The following is a 16,451-nucleotide window of genomic DNA, read 5'->3' as shown; positions in this document are numbered from 1 at the left end:
GCACCCTCCAAATAGTCGTGCGAATTCAACTGGCTAATCTCATCAATGGATAGATTCAGCCCCGATCTCTCACACTCTCGTTGAATTTGCGAAATGCCGAGCGAGCGTACTTCCTCGACAAGCTCTTGCTAAGTTCTTTCCTCCCTCGCTGGCACGCTTACTCGATAATGCCAATCGGCTAGTGTCTTATTACCGCCCAGCTCAAGAAATCGCTCCTTACCCTTTTCCTTAAGCCGGACAGACCACTCCTGCACAGCGGTTAAATATTCGTCTGATGAGCCCATAATTTTCACTCCTTCTAACGCTTGGCTTTGCGGCGTGCCGAAGCGCAGCGTAGACGCATCCGCCAACAGCCACTTGTTATACGCATTTAAATCGTGCGTAATGATCACTCTTGGACTTTATAACTTCTTCGATGAGATTAAATATTTCAAATTTAATTTGAGATCGTCCTGTATTTGGTTAATTGGCCTTTCCCACAACTCCGAAAGATACCTAATCACTAGAACAACATCTGATGGCAAAGTTGGTCTTCCATCCGTCTTAGCAAATGGCCCATCGCTCTCTAATAAGACCTTGTTTCGCGGCAGCCATGAAATTACTTTTTTTGCTCTAGCTGAATTAATCATTGCTGGACCAACTGAAAAGTAGCATCCAAGTTCAATCGCATTGGCGACTTGTTTTTTTTTTGCCAAAAACCAATGTAGAATTGGAACTCCAGAGCTTGGATACTTCTTCAATAACTTCAGAACTTCATCAACCGCATTAAGACTGTGAATGGTGAGAATTTTATCTTCAAACTCACAGCATTTTTTCAGAATGTGCTCAAATACCAAAAGTTGATCTTCAATATGCTCAGCATAACCTTTAGAGCCATCCAGCCCAATTTCACCAATGTACCGTGTCTCGTTACACAGAGAATCAAATAATGGGAGCTCATTATGCCTTTGATGCGCTAATTGTGGGTGCAACCCTAAAGCTGTTCTGCAATTGGTGAGGTTTTCGGCGAGAGCGACGGTACCTCTGAAAGCAGAAGGTACTGTCGTTACAGATAGAACGTAATAGCCAGAGTTTTCGATATCTCGTAGAATTTCTCCGTGATCAGGGTAGAGGTCAACGTGACAGTGTAGATCCATCATTATACTTTTTCCGCCTTAAGAAAGGTCTCTACTTCCTTCAATCCACGCTTGATTGTAGATTCAAGTTTCTCTCTAGTATCTTTATCTTCAGGCAGTGAACCACTTTGCCGAACCCAGCCTTTGTAATCATTGGTTTGCCCAAGCCTAATAATCGCAGCCTGCACTGCGTGTAGGTCATCTCTGGTCTCCTGTTCCTTATGGACAAATTTTAAGTTCTGGCTGACGTATGATGCATCGTTAGAGAAACCTGCATGGTGAATCGAAGAACGTCTTATTAAACAAGGAACGCAGTGGCCACATTGCTTATGCCTTCTATGCCAATGACTGCAGGATACACTTAATGGTATTGCTTCAGCTATCGCTGCTTGGTCAACACACTCGGCTAACATTTCCCCCTTGGTTTTGAATTGGTATGGATTAACAAACTTTACGTTTAAGCCTGCGTCTTTTAGGAGTTCTTCAAGACGGTTTAAAAAATACGGGTGCGTAGTCCGTGTGCTATGACTGCCTATTCTCCGTCTTGTGAGTGGCGGATTGATAGAAATGTACCCATTCTCCGGCACAACAATTGTTGAAATACTATCATCCATATTGGCGTTTCTAAGAGCCGATAAACCTAAAACAGCCATAGCGATAAAATTGAAACTTCTTCCTCGCATCGAGACATCAGTTTTACCATTTCGCCTAGATATCAGGCTAGGTGAAATACTATAAGAAAGCTCACCATACTGGGATTTTAGAAGCTTTTTAATATCTTCTTGTTTAACACCATCGCCACGGTACGCATGACTTAGCAACAGCGGTTTATATTGAGACTTCCCATTTAGGATGTCTATTGCCCCAACTGCGCTATCTAACCCACCAGAGAATAGACAGACGGAGTTTAACCCTATAAGGCTACTCAGCTTCGCTTTTGATTTTTTGCTGACTATAGGTTTTGGCATTTGAAGCGATGTTTTAGTGAACGTAAATTTCCACTGATCGCCTGTCAAGAAGTTCAAAATAAAACTTAAACGATCCGATAACATATTCCATAAATCATCACCGAATACCGGGATATAAAGGTGCATTACTCTTGACCATGCGTCAGCTGCATCGCCTCTACGCTCAAATGTCTCAGCAGCAGTAACAGCACTAGCTATCGTTATCAAATCTATAGCTTTCTCATCGACATTAATGCCGAGCTCACGCACTCGCTGTAGTAAACTACCAGAAGATCTACTATGCTTAGAGCTGTCATACGGGTGCGTATTAAAGAGCTGAACTGGGTGACAAGTATCTGAATACTCAGGGAGTTGAGACGGATCATTGTTGAAATAGAAGTTAACCATCGAAATTCTCCCACTCATCTACAGTCTGTGATATCACGTCGATTTGTATCTTAGTGATATTTTCTTTCGATATACCCCCTCCATTGTCATTCGTCACTTTTTCCACATTGGATTGAGTTATCACTTTTATTAGATCCCTTAATTCTTCTTCCATTCGGTGGTGTTTACTTGGGTGTTCAGCATGAAACCAAGCCTTTCCCATTCCATTTACTACATCTTGAAAAATAAGATCCGTTAAGTAACAGGAAATAGCTTCTTGAACGACTTCATCCGTAAACATAGACTCATCAAATATGTCTTCCTCAGCTAGCACTTCCGCTAATGCGAAATCAAGTGCTAAACGCACTGAGTCAGCATCACCATTTTCAGGCGTTAGATGCTCGCTGATACGATCTATAGCTTGGTCGGTAGATAGTCCATTAAGGTCCGATAGAGAGAGGGTTCTATCATTAACTCTAACACTATCACCTTGCATCATTCCTAATAAGCCGGAACCCGCAGTGATCCCGCTTGCTAATCGGCGGCTTATTCCTGAGCCTCCGCCAGAGCTTCTTGAATACTTCTTAAGGGAACCTCTTAGATTAGAGCTATTGCCACTTGATTTTGCGTAATCCCCGAAAGCTCTTCTTGCACCTGCCAGACGATTTGGTGATGGGATATTTGGAACTGGTCCCGGAATCTGTTCTTGCACCTTTCCATTATCGACTTCCTGGGATGGCTCATTGCCATCGGCGTCATGTGGTGTTTGTTGATCATCGTCTCCATCGTGCACATTTCCCTCACCAGCTCCAACTTCCACAGAATCGCCTTGCTCTGCCCATGGAGGAATAAGTGGGCTCTTATTATTTGGTCCTGTATTTGATGCCGAAGTCCCCATTAATTATCTCCACCCAACTCATTTATTATTGATGAAAGCCATCGCTTCTTCGGCGCTTTCTTTGCTGCTGCCAGGAAAATATCTTTGCACCGCTGATCATATTTGGCTAATTTCCAAGCACCGTATACGCCGGGAGTTTTTGGCTCCCAATCTTCAATTTGGCGTAAGTGATCTACTAAACCATCCATTACGGATACATATTCTTCACTGGATGTTTTTTCCAAAAGCAGATCACTAGCCTGACTGGCTTTGGTTTTCTGCCTTATCAAACCTTCGAGTAGTGCTTGGGCTGCTCCAGACATGACAGAGTTAATTGAACCCATTGGGATATTCTGTCTACTTAAATAGGCAGCCGCCGTCAGATCTATGCCGGTAAATTGAGGTCTTAATCTTGACCACTTATTTATAAATGGCACATCATGCTTCCATTCTTCAGGAAGTGCATTAATGTCAATTTCACTCTCTGAATCTTCGAGATCAGAAATTAAAGAGGGCTGTCCTTTTTCATTATCAATTAATTCATACAGCTTCTTTGTTGCTTGAACCCCCATGCAACGCTCGAATATAACTAGCTTTGTGATAGTTCTTTCATCTAACTGCATTCCTCGACGATGAGCTGTTTTTTTCCTCATCCTGACTTGATTTAGCAGACGCTTAACAATTCTTGGATTTCCATTAATATTGGTGGATTCAGCCATGATTTTGGCGAGTTGTTCTGCCACCTTAAACTCTTCGCGGAGCTCTGCCTTATTGGGCAAGTCACATTTTCCCAATAAATCATCTACCGATATTTGTTCCTGTTTCCATGCAAACTTGAGTGATTCCTCTAAGCCCTCTCGTATCTGATCGAATGATTCCTGAGGTATTTTTCTGTCTTGGGTAATCAACATAATCAAATAAGCCCTGATTTCAGCAACACCAGGCTTTGGAACGTGTACAGGAATTTGTATAAGTTTATCTAAATAGTCAGTTTGATGACGTACTGACGCACCTTTATGGAAATGCGGAATTGCCAAGCGAATCATATCAGGATCAGCCGCAACAACAAATGCGGTGTTAGGCATGAACAGGAACAGTCTAATTGCTTCTAGCGTAGAAATAGTGTTTTCTGGCAAACACCTATCGAGGTTATCAACATAGACAATAACAGGTTTATCAAAGGCCTTCAATAAAGATATATACGACTTTCTAAATTCTCTGATTTCTTTTGGGGGAGAAAACTTCTTCTTGGGCTTGATAACCCCCTTAGTTTTTTTGCCTACCTTTCCAAGCTCCTTTACGTCATTCTGAAGGTCTTTAAGATCTATATTGTCATCGTCTTCATCATCAGTGGCATCACTAGCCCATCCGAAAAAGTCTTGAATCGCGCCAAATGTCGGCATTCCAGATACTGCGGCAGCACCTTCAGCGATTAAGCCCATGAACCTTACTTTGTCGATTCGTTTGGCAAAATCGAGTGCCTTTTCAAGTAGTTCTTTATCATTTCCAGCAGCCTCGACAAGCTGCGCAGCTATAGTTTCTAATAATGCAGCTTTTGCATCGTCATATCCCTGAAATGTCCACGCATCGAAATGGATTTGGATATAGTCTTGCTCTTCCTTTTCTAACGCTTTAGCTGTCAACTCTAAAACTGTTGACTTTCCAGCTCCCCAATCCCCAAATACACCAATAGATATTGGCATTAACTCTTTTTCGGTTATTAGGTCTTTTATTGATTCTGCAATCTCATTAAAGTTGAGAAAGTCGATTTTCGATTCTTTATCTGGCCACATTGGAGTTTATTGATCCTTAAACTAGTTGCCTAACGAAAGGAGTAATGCCGCTTTGGGTCGAAGTCCCGTTACTGCGGTGCCATATAACAGTGATTATCTATCCTGCTGTATAACATCAATAAACGCATCGGCGCGTTCATAGATGTTATGCAGCTCGCGTATGAACCATAAAGTATTGATTCAAATGTCATTGACTAATTGTCAGGCAGCATATTAATTATTCGCATGCTCGCTCGTTTCGCTCATGCCAATCATACTCTACCCACGAATTTTCCTTCGGTCACGTAGTAATTTCATGATAGCGGTCCACAATAGGTCGTAGATCCATGCAGAACTAATGAGAGCGACTTTTCAGGAGTGAATTAAACGGGGTTGGCTCCAGCTAGTTACTGCACCAGTTCTGGGCGCTGTGACGGCATCGGGGCAGTTAGCGCTGCCCTTCGCGGGTGCCTCATTGGCTCGTGCCTCGCCAAATCGTTACCCCGCGCTACGGGGTTGTTGACTGCGGTGGGGAAAGTAGAGGATTAGAGGCTGCAGGCCGTGAAGGCCTGCAGGGTATTTCTGGGTCTGGCTTACGCTTTAAGAACGTACTTCAGCGTCTCAACGACCTGCTCAGTAGTCGTACACCAGGCCTGCGCCCCCGCATCCACTTCCTTGAGCGGATGAACGATATCTTCGCTATGCAGCGTGATATACGGCTTGGCCAGCGCCGAGCAGTAACCCGCATCAAACGCCGCGTTCCACTGCTTGTACTTGTCGCCGAAGCGCACCACGACCAGATCCGCCTGCTCGATCAGCGTGCGGGTGCGGATAGCGTTGACCTTGGAGGACTGATGGTCGCGCCAGAAGCCGTTTTCCGGCTTGCCCAGGTGGTCGCCGGCGGCGTCACTGGCGTCGTGGTCGGTGACCGGAGCGGTGAAGACGATGTCGAGCCCCGCCGCTTCGGCGCCGCGCTGGATCTCGTCGCGCCAGTCGGTGTGAATCTCGCCGGAGAGGTAGACGTAAAAGCTCATGGGGTGCTCCTTGCGCTAAAGGTGTCATTAGGTAGAGCGTATTTTATGGAAAAAGATTCCGATTTTATAGCATTACTCCAGAAGGCGACGCGCGGCCCAATAGGTCACTCGCATGATGTAGCCGCGCCGTTCGCAAGCGCAGTGGCGAAGTAAAGTCTCAGGCTTGCGGGACTTCCGCGCAGGCCAAGGCTGCGTGCAGCGCGTCGCGATCCAGATGGCGGCCGATGATCACCAGCTGCGTCTGGCGGGGCTCGCCGGAGACCCAGAGGCGGTCGAAGTAGCCTTCCAGGCGCTCGCCCACCGCTTGCACCACCCGCCGCAGGGGCTTGCCGGGCACCGCGGCGAAGCCCTTGGCGCGGTAGATGTCGTGCGTACTCAGAATGCCCTGCAGCGCCCGCTCGAATGCCTTGAGGTCGACTTCGCCCAGGGTCATCACGCAGGCGTCGATGTGGTGCTGAGCGTGATGTTGCGGGTTGGCCATCGCATCGATCCACTCTTCGCTCGCCGCGCCAATGCCTAGCAGCGCCTCGAGCCGGGCCACATCGGCGGCCAGCGACGCATCGACGAACAGCGTCTTCCCCCAGGCGGGCGCCTTCGCAGCCACGAAGGCCTCCACGCGCCGGCGCTCCTCTTCATCGAGAAGGTCGGTCTTGCTCACCAGCACCAGGTCCGCCGCACTCAGTTGGTCATCCATCAGCGCTTGCAGGGTCGGGTCGTGGTCGGCGCTTGCCTTCAACAGGCACTGGGCGGCCACCGCCGGGCCATCGATGACGGTGATGATCGCATCCACCGTGCAGTGCTGGCTCACCTCCGGCCCCTTGAACGCCTGCACCAGGGGTTTGGGCAAAGCCAAGGCGCTGGTCTCGATCAGAATATGGTCGATGCGCTCGCCCCGGGCGATGAGCTTCTGGATCACCGGCAGAAACCTCTCTTCCACGGTGCAGCAGATGCAGCCGTTGGCAAACTCGAACATATCGTGCCCACCGCTTGTCTCCCCGTTTGGGGCATTCTCCAGCGCGCAGCTTCGAAGAAGGCTCGCGTCGATGTCCTGCTCGCCCAGTTCGTTGACGATCACGGCCACCCGCTTGCCGGTCATCTGGCGCAATATGCCGGCCAGCAGCGTGGTCTTGCCGCTACCCAGAAAGCCGGTGACCACCGTGGCGGGAATCTTGCTGAGCTGTTCGCTACCGAGCCGCATGGTCGAGGGTCTCGCTGGAAGGTGTATCACAAACCGGGTGGCGCGCGAACAGCGCCGCCACGGCATCGGGGTTGTCGGGGAAGAAAAGATGCAGGTAGGTGGCCGTCAGGCGCCGTTCGCGGTAGATCGCCTCACCGGGAGCCGGGTGTCGCTGGCGGCGGCCAACGCTGATAGGCGTCGGGGTGCCGTTGGTCCTCGAACGGTGATGGGCGTGGCCGCGAATCTCGCCCTCGGGCAGAGGCGCCGTTTGCATGCCCTGGCAGCCGCGCAGGGCGCCCGCGCCGGGTAGAAGTCCGAGCATGGCGTGAGGGCGATCCTCGACATCGGTCAAGGTTTCCAGGCTGTAGAGCAGCCCGCCGCACTCGGCGAGCATCGGCTTGCCCGCGTCGAAAAAGGTGCGTATCGCGGATTTCATCGCGTGATTGATTGACAGCGCCTCGGCGTGAAGCTCCGGGTAGCCGCCGGGCAGCCACAGCGCATCGCACGCGGGAAGCCGCGTGTCGGCGAGCGGCGAGAAGAACACAAGCGACGCGCCCAGCGCCTCGAGCAGGTCGAGATTCGCCTGATAGATGAAGCTGAAGGCGGCATCGCGAGCGATGGCCACGGTGTGACCGGCAAGGGTGGCCGCCGGTATGGGCAGGGCGTTCTGCGGCGCCGCGAAAGTCACCTCGAGCGCGTCCAGTGCCGTCAGGAACCCGGCGGCTTGAAGCGCATCGGCGCCGGCCTCGAAACGCGCCTCCAACTCGCTTTCGATCTCGTTGGCCTGTACCAGCCCCAGGTGGCGCTCGGGAAGTGCAAGCGCCGGGTCGCGGGGCAGGGTCGCCAGAAGGGGAAACTGCGCGGGAAGCGCGGAGGCGATCAGCTCGCGGTGGCGGGCGGTGGCGCAGCCGTTGGCGATCAACCCGGCGAAGCGAACGTCGCGTCGAAAAGCGGCGAGCCCCGCCATCACGGCGCCTGCGGTCTGGGCCATGCCCTTCACGTCCATCACCACCGCCAGTGGAATATCGAACCGCGCGGCGAGATCTGCACTCGACGGCTCGCCGTCGTGAAGGCCCATCGCCCCCTCGACGAGGATCAGGTCGGCCTCACGAGCGGCCTCATGCAAGCGCTGGCGGCAGTAGCTTTCTCCTGCCATCCAGAGATCCAGCGGCGCCACCGGCGCCCCGCTTGCCTGGGCAAGAATCTGCGGGTCCAAATAGTCCGGGCCGGTCTTGAACACGCGTACTCGTTTGCCTTGGCGTTTGAAGAGCCGGGCAAGCGCGGCAGTCACGGTGGTCTTGCCCTGACCGGAGGCCGGAGCGGCGATGAACAGCGCAGGGCAACGGGCAGGCGGCATCAGTACTCGATCCCTTTTTGCGCCTTCACCCCGGCGCGAAAGGCGTGGCGCTCGTCCTGCACCACGCTGATGGTATCGGCAATCTCCTGCAGGGGCGTGGCTATGGTGCGCCCGGTGATGATCACGTTCTGGTGCGCCGGGCGGTTTTTCAGCGCCTCCACCACCGGCGCGACGTCCAGATAGTCGTACTTGAACATGTAGCTCATCTCGTCCAGCACGACGATATCGAGACTCGGGTTCTCGAGCAGCCCCTTCGCCGTCACCCAGGCAGCTTGCGCAGCCTCTACATCGCGCGTGCGGTCTTGGGTTTCCCAGGTAAAGCCCTGGCCCATGATGTGCCACTCAAGACGCGGGTGGTCGCGAAAGAACAGGTACTCGCCGGTCTCGAACCGCCCCTTGATGAACTGCACCACCGCGCCACGCTGGCCGTGGCCAAGCGAACGGGCGAGCGTGCCCAGCGCCGAGCTGCTCTTGCCCTTGCCGTTGCCCTTGAGAAGGATCAGCACGCCGCGCGTTTGGGTGGCCTGGCGGATGCGCTCGTCGACGACCGCTTTCTTGCGCTGCATGCGCTGCTGGTGACGCTCATCGCTCATGGGAGCTCCTTGAAGGGTCAGGGGGGTCGCAGGTATCGGGGGCTCCTGCGCGGCGCGGCATGAACACCGGCGCGCCGTCGATCTCGGCGGCGCTCAAGGGCTGGCGGTAGAGCCGTTCCAGCGAGGCGAGCTCGAGCACCTCATCGACCGGGCCGGCCTCGGCCTCGCCGCCCGGGTGCAGCAGCAGCGCGTGGCTGCACCAGCGCGCGGCCAGGTTCACGTCGTGCAGGCACATCATCACCGTGCGCCCACGGCGGGCCTGTTCACTCAGCAGTGCCATGGCAGCGCTCTGGTGATGCAGATCGAGATGGTTGGTCGGCTCGTCGAGTAGCCACACCGCCGGGTCTTGGGCGTGGAGCGTGGCCAGCGCCACCCGCTGGCGCTCGCCGCCGGAGAGCGAACTCACCAGACGTTGCTCGAACCCGGCGAGATCGAAGGCGGAAAGTGCGGCTTCAACGCGCTCGCCATCTTCTGCGTTTTCGCGCTGGAAAAGCGAAAGGTACGGGTGGCGGCCCATCATCACGGCCTCACTCACCGTGGCGGGGAAGCCGTCCATGCGCTCCTGGAACACCAGCCCCAGCCGCCGGGCGACCTCGCGCCGGCCGAGTGCGCCGAGCGGCTCGCCATCGAGAAAGACGCCGCCGGCGCGCGGGGCGTGGAGCCCGGCCAGAGTGTGCAACAGCGTGGTCTTGCCCGCGCCGTTGGGGCCGAGCACGCCCCACACCTGGCCCGGGGTGATCTCGAGTTCGAGCGGGCGCGTCGCGCGACCGGGAATCGCGAGCGCAAGCCCCCGGGCAGCGAGCCGACTCACGGTTGGCTCCGGTACAACAGCAGCAGAAAGGTGGGTACGCCGAGCAGCGCGGTGATCACGCCGACCGGCAGCTGCTCCGGGGCGATCAGCGTGCGCGCCAACGTATCGGCGAGCAGCACCAGCGTACCGCCGGCCAGCGCGCAGGCGGGCAAAAGGCGGCGCTGGTCGTTACCCAGCACCAGCCGCAGCATGTGCGGCACGACCAGCCCTACGAAGCCGATGCTGCCGGCGGTGGTCACCGCCATGGCAGTCAGAAGGCTCGCCAACAGGTAGATGCCCCACTCCAGCCCACGCACGTTGACCCCGAGTGCTGCGGCCTGAAGCGGCCCGCGGGCCAGCACGTTGAGGCTGCGCCCCAGCGGCCACAGCAGCACGCAGGTCAACGCCAGCACCATCAGCGGCGGCCAGGGCGTGCGCGCGTAGGCGAGATCGCCCATCAGCCAGTAGAGCATGCCCGGCAGGCGCTCGGCGGGGCTCATGGCCAGCACCAGGGTGATGAGCGCCCCCCAGCCCGAGGCCACCACCACGCCGGTGAGCAGCAATCTCGCTGGCGTCCAGCCGCCGCGCCCCTGGGCCAGGCCAAACACCAAAAGCGTGGAAAGTAGCGCCCCGGCGAACGCCGAGCCGGTGACCAGCAGGCCACCCAGACCCGCCAGCATGGCGCCCAGCGCCCCGATGCTCGCCCCGCCGGAAAGCCCGAGCACGTAGGGGTCGGCGAGCGGGTTTCGAAGCAGCACCTGCATCAGCGCCCCCGCCACGGCCAGAAGCCCGCCCACGGCGAAGGCGGCAAGCGCTCTTGGCAGGCGAAGATCGAACACCAGGGTGTTGGCGAGCGCGCCGCCGTTTCCAGCCAGCGCCTGCGCAAGCTCCCCCAGCGACAGCGTCGCGCTGCCGGAGACGAGCGCCAAGGCGAGGGCGGCCAGGGCCAGGGCGATCAGCGCCACGGGCCAGGCACCAGGACGACGGTCATTCGAGGGCGGCCTCACGGCGTACCCGCAGCGCGGGCGCGCTCGATGTGCTCGCAAAGAAGCCGCGCACCCTCGGCCAGCCGGGGCGTGGGCCGCTGAATGAGCGAAGGCGGTACGAAGTGGAGCTGGTCGTTCTTCACCGCACGCAGATGCGGGTACTGCGCCCAGTGATCGAGCCAGTGGCGGTTCTCCTCGCCCATGCCGCCGGCGACGATCACCGCCGGGTCGGCGGCGAGCACCGCTTCATCGTCCAGGCGCGGCACCAGCCGGTCGAGTCCGCCGAACACGTTGCGCCCGCCGCACAGACTGATCACCTGGCCGATCAGGTGCGCATCGTTGACGCTCATCAGCGGGGAATCCCAAACCTGGTAGAAGGTATCCACCGGCGCCCTGCCCGCGTACCGGGCTGACAGCTCGTCCATGGCGTTTGTGAAATCGTCGGCCACACGCCGGCCTTCGGCGTCGGTGCCGGCAAGTTCCGCCAACCGCTCGATGGCGCTGGCCACGCCCTCGACGCTGCGCGGCTCGATATAGAACACCGCCATGTCGAGCGCTTCCAGCGTTTCGAGCTGCTCGGCGGGGTTGCCGGTCACCCAGCCAATGGCGAGATCCGGCGCCAGTGCCACCAGCGCCTCGAGATCGAGCCGGGTATGGCTGCCGACGGAGGTGATCTCCCGGGCTTTTGGGGGGTAGTCGCTGAACGACACCACGGCGACGACCTTCTCGCCGGCACCGGCGGCGAAGACGAGCTCGGTGGCGCCGGGTGACAGCGCGGCGATGCGCTGGGCAGGCGCCTCCAGGCATACGTCGCGGCCAAGATCGTCCACCGCACACACCTCGGCGCTGGCGCCCGTCGTGACGAGCGCCAGCGCGAGGCCGGCAAGCGCCCTACTGACCAAAGTTGACGCTCAGAAACGCCGCGCGGCCGGCGTTGATGTAGTCGGCGCCATCGAAGGAGCGCGTGGTGACGTAGTCCTGATCCAGCGCGTTCTCGAGCGTGACCCGCGCGCTCCAGAGCGGCGCGAACTGCCAGCCGGCGCGCAGGTTGACCAGCCCGTAGCCGGCCAGGCGATCCTCGTTGGCCGCATCACGGTAGCGGTGGTTCTGGGCGATCCAGGAGCCGCCGACGGCGTAGTCGCCAAGCTCGCGATCAACGTCCATGCGCAGGCTCTGGGTAGCCCGGTTGGTAAGCCGGTTGCCGGTAGCGCGGTTTTCCGGGTCGGTGTAGGTGAGCGCGGCGGCGACCGTCCAGCCGCCCTGCTCCACGCCACCGGAGAGCTCGGCGCCGCGAACGCGCGAGGTGGGCACGTTGAACTGCGCGCCCTGGCCCGCGATCAGGTTGTCGATGTCGGTCTGGTAGAGCGCGGCGTCCCAGAAAAAACGCGCGTACTGCCCACGGGCGCCGACCTCCACGGTCTCGGAAGTTTCCGACTCGAGATCCGGGTTGCCGAAGCCGGGGTAGTAGAGCTGGTTGTAGGTCGGCGCGTTAAAGGCGGTGCCATAGCTTGCCCGCAAGGTGTGGTGGGCGTCGAGGTCGAAGCCGAGTGCTACACTTCCGGTCACTTCGTCGCCGTAGCTTTCGTTGTGATCGAAGCGGGCGCTGGTCTGCAGCGTGAACGGGGCGAAATCGAACAGCGCCTGGGTGAAGGCGGCGGTGTTGTCGCGGCTCGTCTCGTCATAGGCAATGCTGCTGTCGACACGGTCTTCGCTCTGTTCGACGCCAGCGATGAACTCGTGCACCCCAATACCGAAGGTGTTCTGCCAGCGTGCGGTGCGGATGGTCGTGTCGAAGGTGGAGTCGCCGAACTCGTCAACGTTGTCGCTTTCGTCGCGCGCCTCGGAAAGCGTCAAGCGCGAGCGCCAGCCCTCGACCACCGGGGTATCGACGTAGACGCCGGCGACCTGCTGGACGAAGTCGTTCTCGCCGCCGTCGTACTCGTTGTTGCCGCGAGCGCGCAGTGCCAGCACGCCGGCCTCGACGCCGCTGTCAAACGTGTGGGACACCCGGGCGAGTGCGGTGGTGTTATCAAACCCCTTGTCATCGCCACCGCGACGCACCGGTTGGCCGTCGGTGTTGAAATGGCTCGCGGCGAAGCTGTAGCGGGTGCCGCCCTCGACGCCGCTCAGGCTCGCGCTTGCCCGCGCGGTGTTGAAGGCGCCGCCGCCGAACGAAAGCCTTGGCTGCGGGCCATTCGCCTCGTCGGGCTCGTGGGTGAAGAGCTGCACCACGCCGCCGATGGCGTCCGCCCCGTAGAGGCTGCCTTTTGGTCCGCGCACGATCTCGGCGCGCTCGAACAGGCGCGGGTCGAGACTTCCCCAGGCCGCCCCGCCGCTGGTGGCAGAGCGCAGGCGAATGCCATCGATCAACAGCACGTTTTGAGCGCTTCCCGTGCCGCGAAGATAGACGCTTGCGTTCTTGCCGAAGCTGCCGTTGCTGGAAACGTCGACGCCGGGCTGGCCGCGCAGAAGATCGGTGACGCTCGTCGGGTCCTGGCGGCGAAAGGCGGCCTCGTCGATCACGGTGACCGAGGCAAGGCTCTGGTTGGCGGTGCGCGGGGCGAGCGTGGCGGTGACCACGACCGGGTCTAGCGTGGCGCTATCCGGCTGGGTAGAGGCTGAGAGGTTCGCCTGAGCATGAACCGCCAATGGAAGAGCGGCCAGCGCAAACGTGGCAAGCCGGGCAGGTAACGGACGTGCGTATGACATGGGATTCCCTTGCTGGCCGTGCTCACCCGCACAGCCTTATTTTCAGGTCCGGGCGAGAAAGGGGCAACAAGGGGGAACGGCGCCCGCGAAGAGAGCGCCTATCGGCCCTCGGGACGCCCTCCGCGTACCGGCAGGTATGGTTTGAAAACCGTTCTTCCTGGGCCGGTCTCCGGGCTGACGAGCGAAAAGGCAAGCTTTTCCAAACGGCGGCCTTCCCATGTCCTGGCGACACAGTGGCATGATGGCCGTTCTTGACTCGATTACCGTTGCGGGGGCAGCGCTGGAATGCACACCAGCTTCCCGTTTAACTGGCGGCGTTGCGCCAGCACCTAGGAGTGGGCGTAAACTAGCAAGTTGGTGTTGTCAGGTCAATCGCACTCGGCGAGGGTGCGGGCCAGGCCATGACGCACGTACCAGACCCGCTCGGCGCGCTTGGCGGCGTCCTGGCTGAACCAGCCGTTGAGATCGCGCAGGCGGCGGTCTTCCCGGGCCATGGGCACGAGCCCCCGGCCCACCTCGTTCATGATCAGCACCAGGGTGGCGTTGCACGCCCTGGCAGCCTGGCAGAGGCTGTCGATGTCCTCGCGCCACTGGGCGCGCAGGCGGGTATCGTCCGTCTCGCGGGCGCCGTGGCGGGCCATCCAGTTGAGCACGCCGTTGATGACCAAGGGCGTATCGGGCATAAGGATGGAGTGGCAGTCGGCCAGACGCTGCCCCGGGGCAAGAGTCCACCAGGCGGCGTGCTGGAAACGCGCTTTCACAGCGTCTTTCTTGCCGGCGCGGGCACCGCCGATGAAAAGTTGCATTGCCACTCTCCTCTTTCAGTGCAATAGGTCAGCGCCCACCGTCGGCCGGTGGCCTGGGCCACCGTGGCCTCCCAGAAGGGGGCGTCTTCGAATCTTCGGCGCAGCTCGCGTATCACGCCGCCGTGGGTCACGACCAGCACCTTTTCATGCCTCTGCTCGCGGGCATTGATGGCTACCTCCGCGAGCCAGGCGTTCAGGCGTGCGCGCAGCTCCCCCGCCGATTCTCCGCCGGGGATTTTAAGCTCTCCGGCGCTATCAATCCAGGCCCTGTAGTGCGCTAACGCCTTGAGTTCGTCGTAGACCTTGCCTTCGAACTCGCCGAAATCGAGCTCTCTGAGCCGGGGTTCGATATAGACGCGCGCAGCCCCCGGGGGCTTGACCCATTCGAGGGTCTGGCGGCAGCGGGTGAGGTCGCTTACGTAGATCGCATCGACGCGTTCACCTTCGAGCGCCGCCTTCAGCGCGACGAGCCCGGGCTCGGCCTCGGGGAACAGCAGCTCGATGTCGCGCTGGCCCTGGTAGCGCCGTTCCAGGTTCCAGGACGTTATGCCGTGGCGAACCACCAGAAGCTCCACATCGTGAGCAGTAGCCAAAGTTCTCCTCCTTCTATCAAGGCGCCCACCATGTCGCCGTTGATGCCCTTAAAGGCGCGCAGCACGGCGACTCGGTAGAGCGCGGTGAACAGCGCCGCGACCAGTAGCCACAGCGCCAGAGCGGGTGTGAACAGCGCCGCCGCGAGAACCGGCACAAGCGACAGCGCCACATCACGGTTACCGACCGAGCGCCGCGCGCTGTAGGCCATCCCCGCCGGGCGCAGGCAGGGGCCGAGCACCAAAAACGCCCCGCCCATGCAGCGGGCGATGGCGGGCAGCGCGAAAAGCCACACAAGTGGAACGTGATACTCCACGAAGGCCCATAGCAGCGCTCCCTTCCAGGCCAGCAGAAAGACCAGCGCCAAGAGGCCGAAGCTGCCCACCTGGGGGTCCTTCATGATCTCGAGGCGCCGCTCGAGGGGCTGATTGCTGCCCAAGGCATCGGCCAGGTCCATCACGCCGTCCAGGTGCAGCCCGCCAGACAGCGCGACCCACAGGCTCAAGAGCGCAAGGGCCACCAGCGGCGTCGGCAGCGCCAGCTGTCCGAGCCCCCAGGCAGCGAGCGCCAGCAGCGCGCCGATACCAAGCCCGACCAGCGGGTAGGCTCTGAGCGCCCAGCGCCGGGTCGCCGCGTTCCACGGGCATTCAAGGGGGAGTGGCAGGCGGGTCAGAAACTGGAAGGCCAGCACGAGGCCGTATAGCGCACTCTTCACGGGGCCTCCTGTTTGGACGCGCCGCGTGGTTTCCACTCGATGCCGTGGCCAGCCACCACTTCGATCACCGAATCCGCCTCGCGGGCGAGCACCCGGTGCAGGCGCTGCAGGAACGCGACGAACCGCCAGACCACCGGGTCGTCCGGCAGCAGCGCCTCGTTGAGGTCGTTGGAGACGACGACCAGGCTTAGGCCACGCCGGCGCGCCTCACGCAAAAGCTTTTCGAGCCGCGCCACGCCCTCGTCTTCCGAAAGCTCGGCGGCGAACAGAAGCTGGCTCGCCCAGAGCGTCAGGCAGTCCAGCAGCACGGCCTTGTTGCGAGGAATCGTCGCCAGCGCCTCCTCGAAGTCCAGCGGCGCCTCGAGGGTGACCCAGCGCTCGTCGCGGCGAGCCTGGTGGCGCTCGATGCGCTCTCTCATCTCGTCGTCGCTGTGGCTCGCCGTGGCCATGTAGTAGCAGCGCCCGGGCGCGGCCTCGAGGGTGAGCGACTCCGCCAGGCGCGACTTGCCCGAGCGCGCGCCGCCGCCGACGAAGACGATCATGGATGCACCTTGTGCTCAGTCGCGCCTCGGTGCGCACCGCACTTTTTTGCAGC

At 58.8% G+C, this 16,451-nt stretch carries 16 protein-coding genes and 1 riboswitch; all 16 genes read right to left on the bottom strand.

Annotated elements, in window-relative coordinates:
- Positions 1-401: 401 nt before the first annotated feature.
- The 16 genes from qatD to GEV37_RS13990 all read right to left on the bottom strand — a co-directional run bounded on the left by qatD (position 402) and on the right by GEV37_RS13990 (position 16,398).
- Positions 402-1,139, bottom strand: coding sequence for a Qat anti-phage system TatD family nuclease QatD (gene qatD, locus GEV37_RS14065; protein WP_227390899.1), 738 nt, complete (start codon positions 1,137-1,139; stop codon positions 402-404).
- Positions 1,139-2,470 carry a Qat anti-phage system QueC-like protein QatC gene (qatC, locus tag GEV37_RS14060; RefSeq protein ID WP_227390898.1) on the bottom strand — a complete coding sequence of 444 codons (1,332 nt, stop codon included), beginning with the start codon at positions 2,468-2,470 and terminating at the stop codon, positions 1,139-1,141. The genes qatD and qatC overlap by 1 nt, the downstream gene beginning before the upstream one ends.
- Complete coding sequence (locus GEV37_RS14055) at positions 2,463-3,347, bottom strand: hypothetical protein (protein WP_227390897.1); 885 nt, start codon at positions 3,345-3,347, stop codon at positions 2,463-2,465. Before GEV37_RS14055 ends, qatC begins: the two co-directional genes overlap by 8 nt.
- A complete protein-coding gene (locus GEV37_RS14050) occupies positions 3,347-5,119 on the bottom strand; it encodes a KAP family P-loop NTPase fold protein (RefSeq protein ID WP_227390896.1) in 1,773 nt (590 codons plus the stop codon). The genes GEV37_RS14055 and GEV37_RS14050 overlap by 1 nt, the downstream gene beginning before the upstream one ends.
- A gap of 572 nt (positions 5,120-5,691) precedes the next feature.
- Complete coding sequence (locus GEV37_RS14045) at positions 5,692-6,132, bottom strand: YtoQ family protein (protein WP_227390895.1); 441 nt, start codon at positions 6,130-6,132, stop codon at positions 5,692-5,694.
- Positions 6,133-6,289: 157 nt separating this feature from the next.
- Positions 6,290-7,330, bottom strand: coding sequence for a cobalamin biosynthesis protein CobW (gene cobW, locus GEV37_RS14040; protein WP_227390894.1), 1,041 nt, complete (start codon positions 7,328-7,330; stop codon positions 6,290-6,292).
- Positions 7,317-8,666, bottom strand: a complete 1,350-nt coding sequence (locus GEV37_RS14035; protein WP_227390893.1) for a cobyrinic acid a,c-diamide synthase CobB — start codon at positions 8,664-8,666, stop codon at positions 7,317-7,319. The genes cobW and GEV37_RS14035 overlap by 14 nt, the downstream gene beginning before the upstream one ends.
- The gene (gene cobO / locus GEV37_RS14030; protein ID WP_227390892.1) at positions 8,666-9,259 is read right to left on the bottom strand and encodes a cob(I)yrinic acid a,c-diamide adenosyltransferase; all 594 of its coding nucleotides are present in this window, start codon (positions 9,257-9,259) and stop codon (positions 8,666-8,668) included. The genes GEV37_RS14035 and cobO overlap by 1 nt, the downstream gene beginning before the upstream one ends.
- Positions 9,249-10,070, bottom strand: coding sequence for an ABC transporter ATP-binding protein (locus GEV37_RS14025; RefSeq protein WP_227390891.1), 822 nt, complete (start codon positions 10,068-10,070; stop codon positions 9,249-9,251). Before GEV37_RS14025 ends, cobO begins: the two co-directional genes overlap by 11 nt.
- A complete protein-coding gene (locus GEV37_RS14020; RefSeq protein WP_227390890.1) occupies positions 10,067-11,014 on the bottom strand; it encodes a FecCD family ABC transporter permease in 948 nt (315 codons plus the stop codon). Before GEV37_RS14020 ends, GEV37_RS14025 begins: the two co-directional genes overlap by 4 nt.
- A gap of 38 nt (positions 11,015-11,052) precedes the next feature.
- Positions 11,053-11,937 (bottom strand): cobalamin-binding protein, encoded by an 885-nt coding sequence (locus GEV37_RS14015; RefSeq protein WP_227390889.1) that lies wholly within the window; start codon positions 11,935-11,937, stop codon positions 11,053-11,055.
- A complete protein-coding gene (locus tag GEV37_RS14010; protein ID WP_227390888.1) occupies positions 11,927-13,744 on the bottom strand; it encodes a TonB-dependent receptor domain-containing protein in 1,818 nt (605 codons plus the stop codon). The genes GEV37_RS14015 and GEV37_RS14010 overlap by 11 nt, the downstream gene beginning before the upstream one ends.
- A gap of 143 nt (positions 13,745-13,887) precedes the next feature.
- Positions 13,888-14,092, bottom strand: a riboswitch (cobalamin riboswitch).
- A 20-nt stretch (positions 14,093-14,112) separates the two neighbouring features.
- Positions 14,113-14,550 carry a bifunctional adenosylcobinamide kinase/adenosylcobinamide-phosphate guanylyltransferase gene (locus GEV37_RS14005; RefSeq protein WP_227390887.1) on the bottom strand — a complete coding sequence of 146 codons (438 nt, stop codon included), beginning with the start codon at positions 14,548-14,550 and terminating at the stop codon, positions 14,113-14,115.
- Positions 14,502-15,143, bottom strand: a complete 642-nt coding sequence (locus tag GEV37_RS14000; RefSeq protein ID WP_227390886.1) for a histidine phosphatase family protein — start codon at positions 15,141-15,143, stop codon at positions 14,502-14,504. The genes GEV37_RS14005 and GEV37_RS14000 overlap by 49 nt, the downstream gene beginning before the upstream one ends.
- Entirely contained in the window at positions 15,095-15,856 is a 762-nt protein-coding gene (cobS, locus tag GEV37_RS13995) for an adenosylcobinamide-GDP ribazoletransferase (RefSeq protein WP_227390885.1), read from the bottom strand. Before cobS ends, GEV37_RS14000 begins: the two co-directional genes overlap by 49 nt.
- Positions 15,853-16,398, bottom strand: coding sequence for a bifunctional adenosylcobinamide kinase/adenosylcobinamide-phosphate guanylyltransferase (locus GEV37_RS13990; RefSeq protein WP_227390884.1), 546 nt, complete (start codon positions 16,396-16,398; stop codon positions 15,853-15,855). Before GEV37_RS13990 ends, cobS begins: the two co-directional genes overlap by 4 nt.
- Positions 16,399-16,451 lie beyond the last annotated feature (53 nt).

It is taken from the genome of Vreelandella malpeensis (genome assembly GCF_020622355.1).
GTDB classification, from domain to species: Bacteria; Pseudomonadota; Gammaproteobacteria; order Pseudomonadales; family Halomonadaceae; genus Vreelandella; species Vreelandella malpeensis.
This window is presented reverse-complemented; position numbering and strand designations above follow the sequence as displayed.

Excerpts from the sequence above, each read along its gene's own strand:
- qatD (WP_227390899.1), bottom strand. The coding sequence starts at position 1,139 with ATGATGGATCTACACTGTCACGTTGACCTCTACCCTGATCACGGAGAA.
- qatC (WP_227390898.1), bottom strand. The coding sequence starts at position 2,470 with ATGGTTAACTTCTATTTCAACAATGATCCGTCTCAACTCCCTGAGTAT.
- GEV37_RS14055 (WP_227390897.1), bottom strand. The coding sequence starts at position 3,347 with ATGGGGACTTCGGCATCAAATACAGGACCAAATAATAAGAGCCCACTT.
- GEV37_RS14050 (WP_227390896.1), bottom strand. The coding sequence starts at position 5,119 with ATGTGGCCAGATAAAGAATCGAAAATCGACTTTCTCAACTTTAATGAG.
- GEV37_RS14045 (WP_227390895.1), bottom strand. The coding sequence starts at position 6,132 with ATGAGCTTTTACGTCTACCTCTCCGGCGAGATTCACACCGACTGGCGC.
- cobW (WP_227390894.1), bottom strand. The coding sequence starts at position 7,330 with ATGCGGCTCGGTAGCGAACAGCTCAGCAAGATTCCCGCCACGGTGGTC.
- GEV37_RS14035 (WP_227390893.1), bottom strand. The coding sequence starts at position 8,666 with ATGCCGCCTGCCCGTTGCCCTGCGCTGTTCATCGCCGCTCCGGCCTCC.
- cobO (WP_227390892.1), bottom strand. The coding sequence starts at position 9,259 with ATGAGCGATGAGCGTCACCAGCAGCGCATGCAGCGCAAGAAAGCGGTC.
- GEV37_RS14010 (WP_227390888.1), bottom strand. The coding sequence starts at position 13,744 with ATGTCATACGCACGTCCGTTACCTGCCCGGCTTGCCACGTTTGCGCTG.
- GEV37_RS14005 (WP_227390887.1), bottom strand. The coding sequence starts at position 14,550 with ATGCAACTTTTCATCGGCGGTGCCCGCGCCGGCAAGAAAGACGCTGTG.
- GEV37_RS13990 (WP_227390884.1), bottom strand. The coding sequence starts at position 16,398 with ATGATCGTCTTCGTCGGCGGCGGCGCGCGCTCGGGCAAGTCGCGCCTG.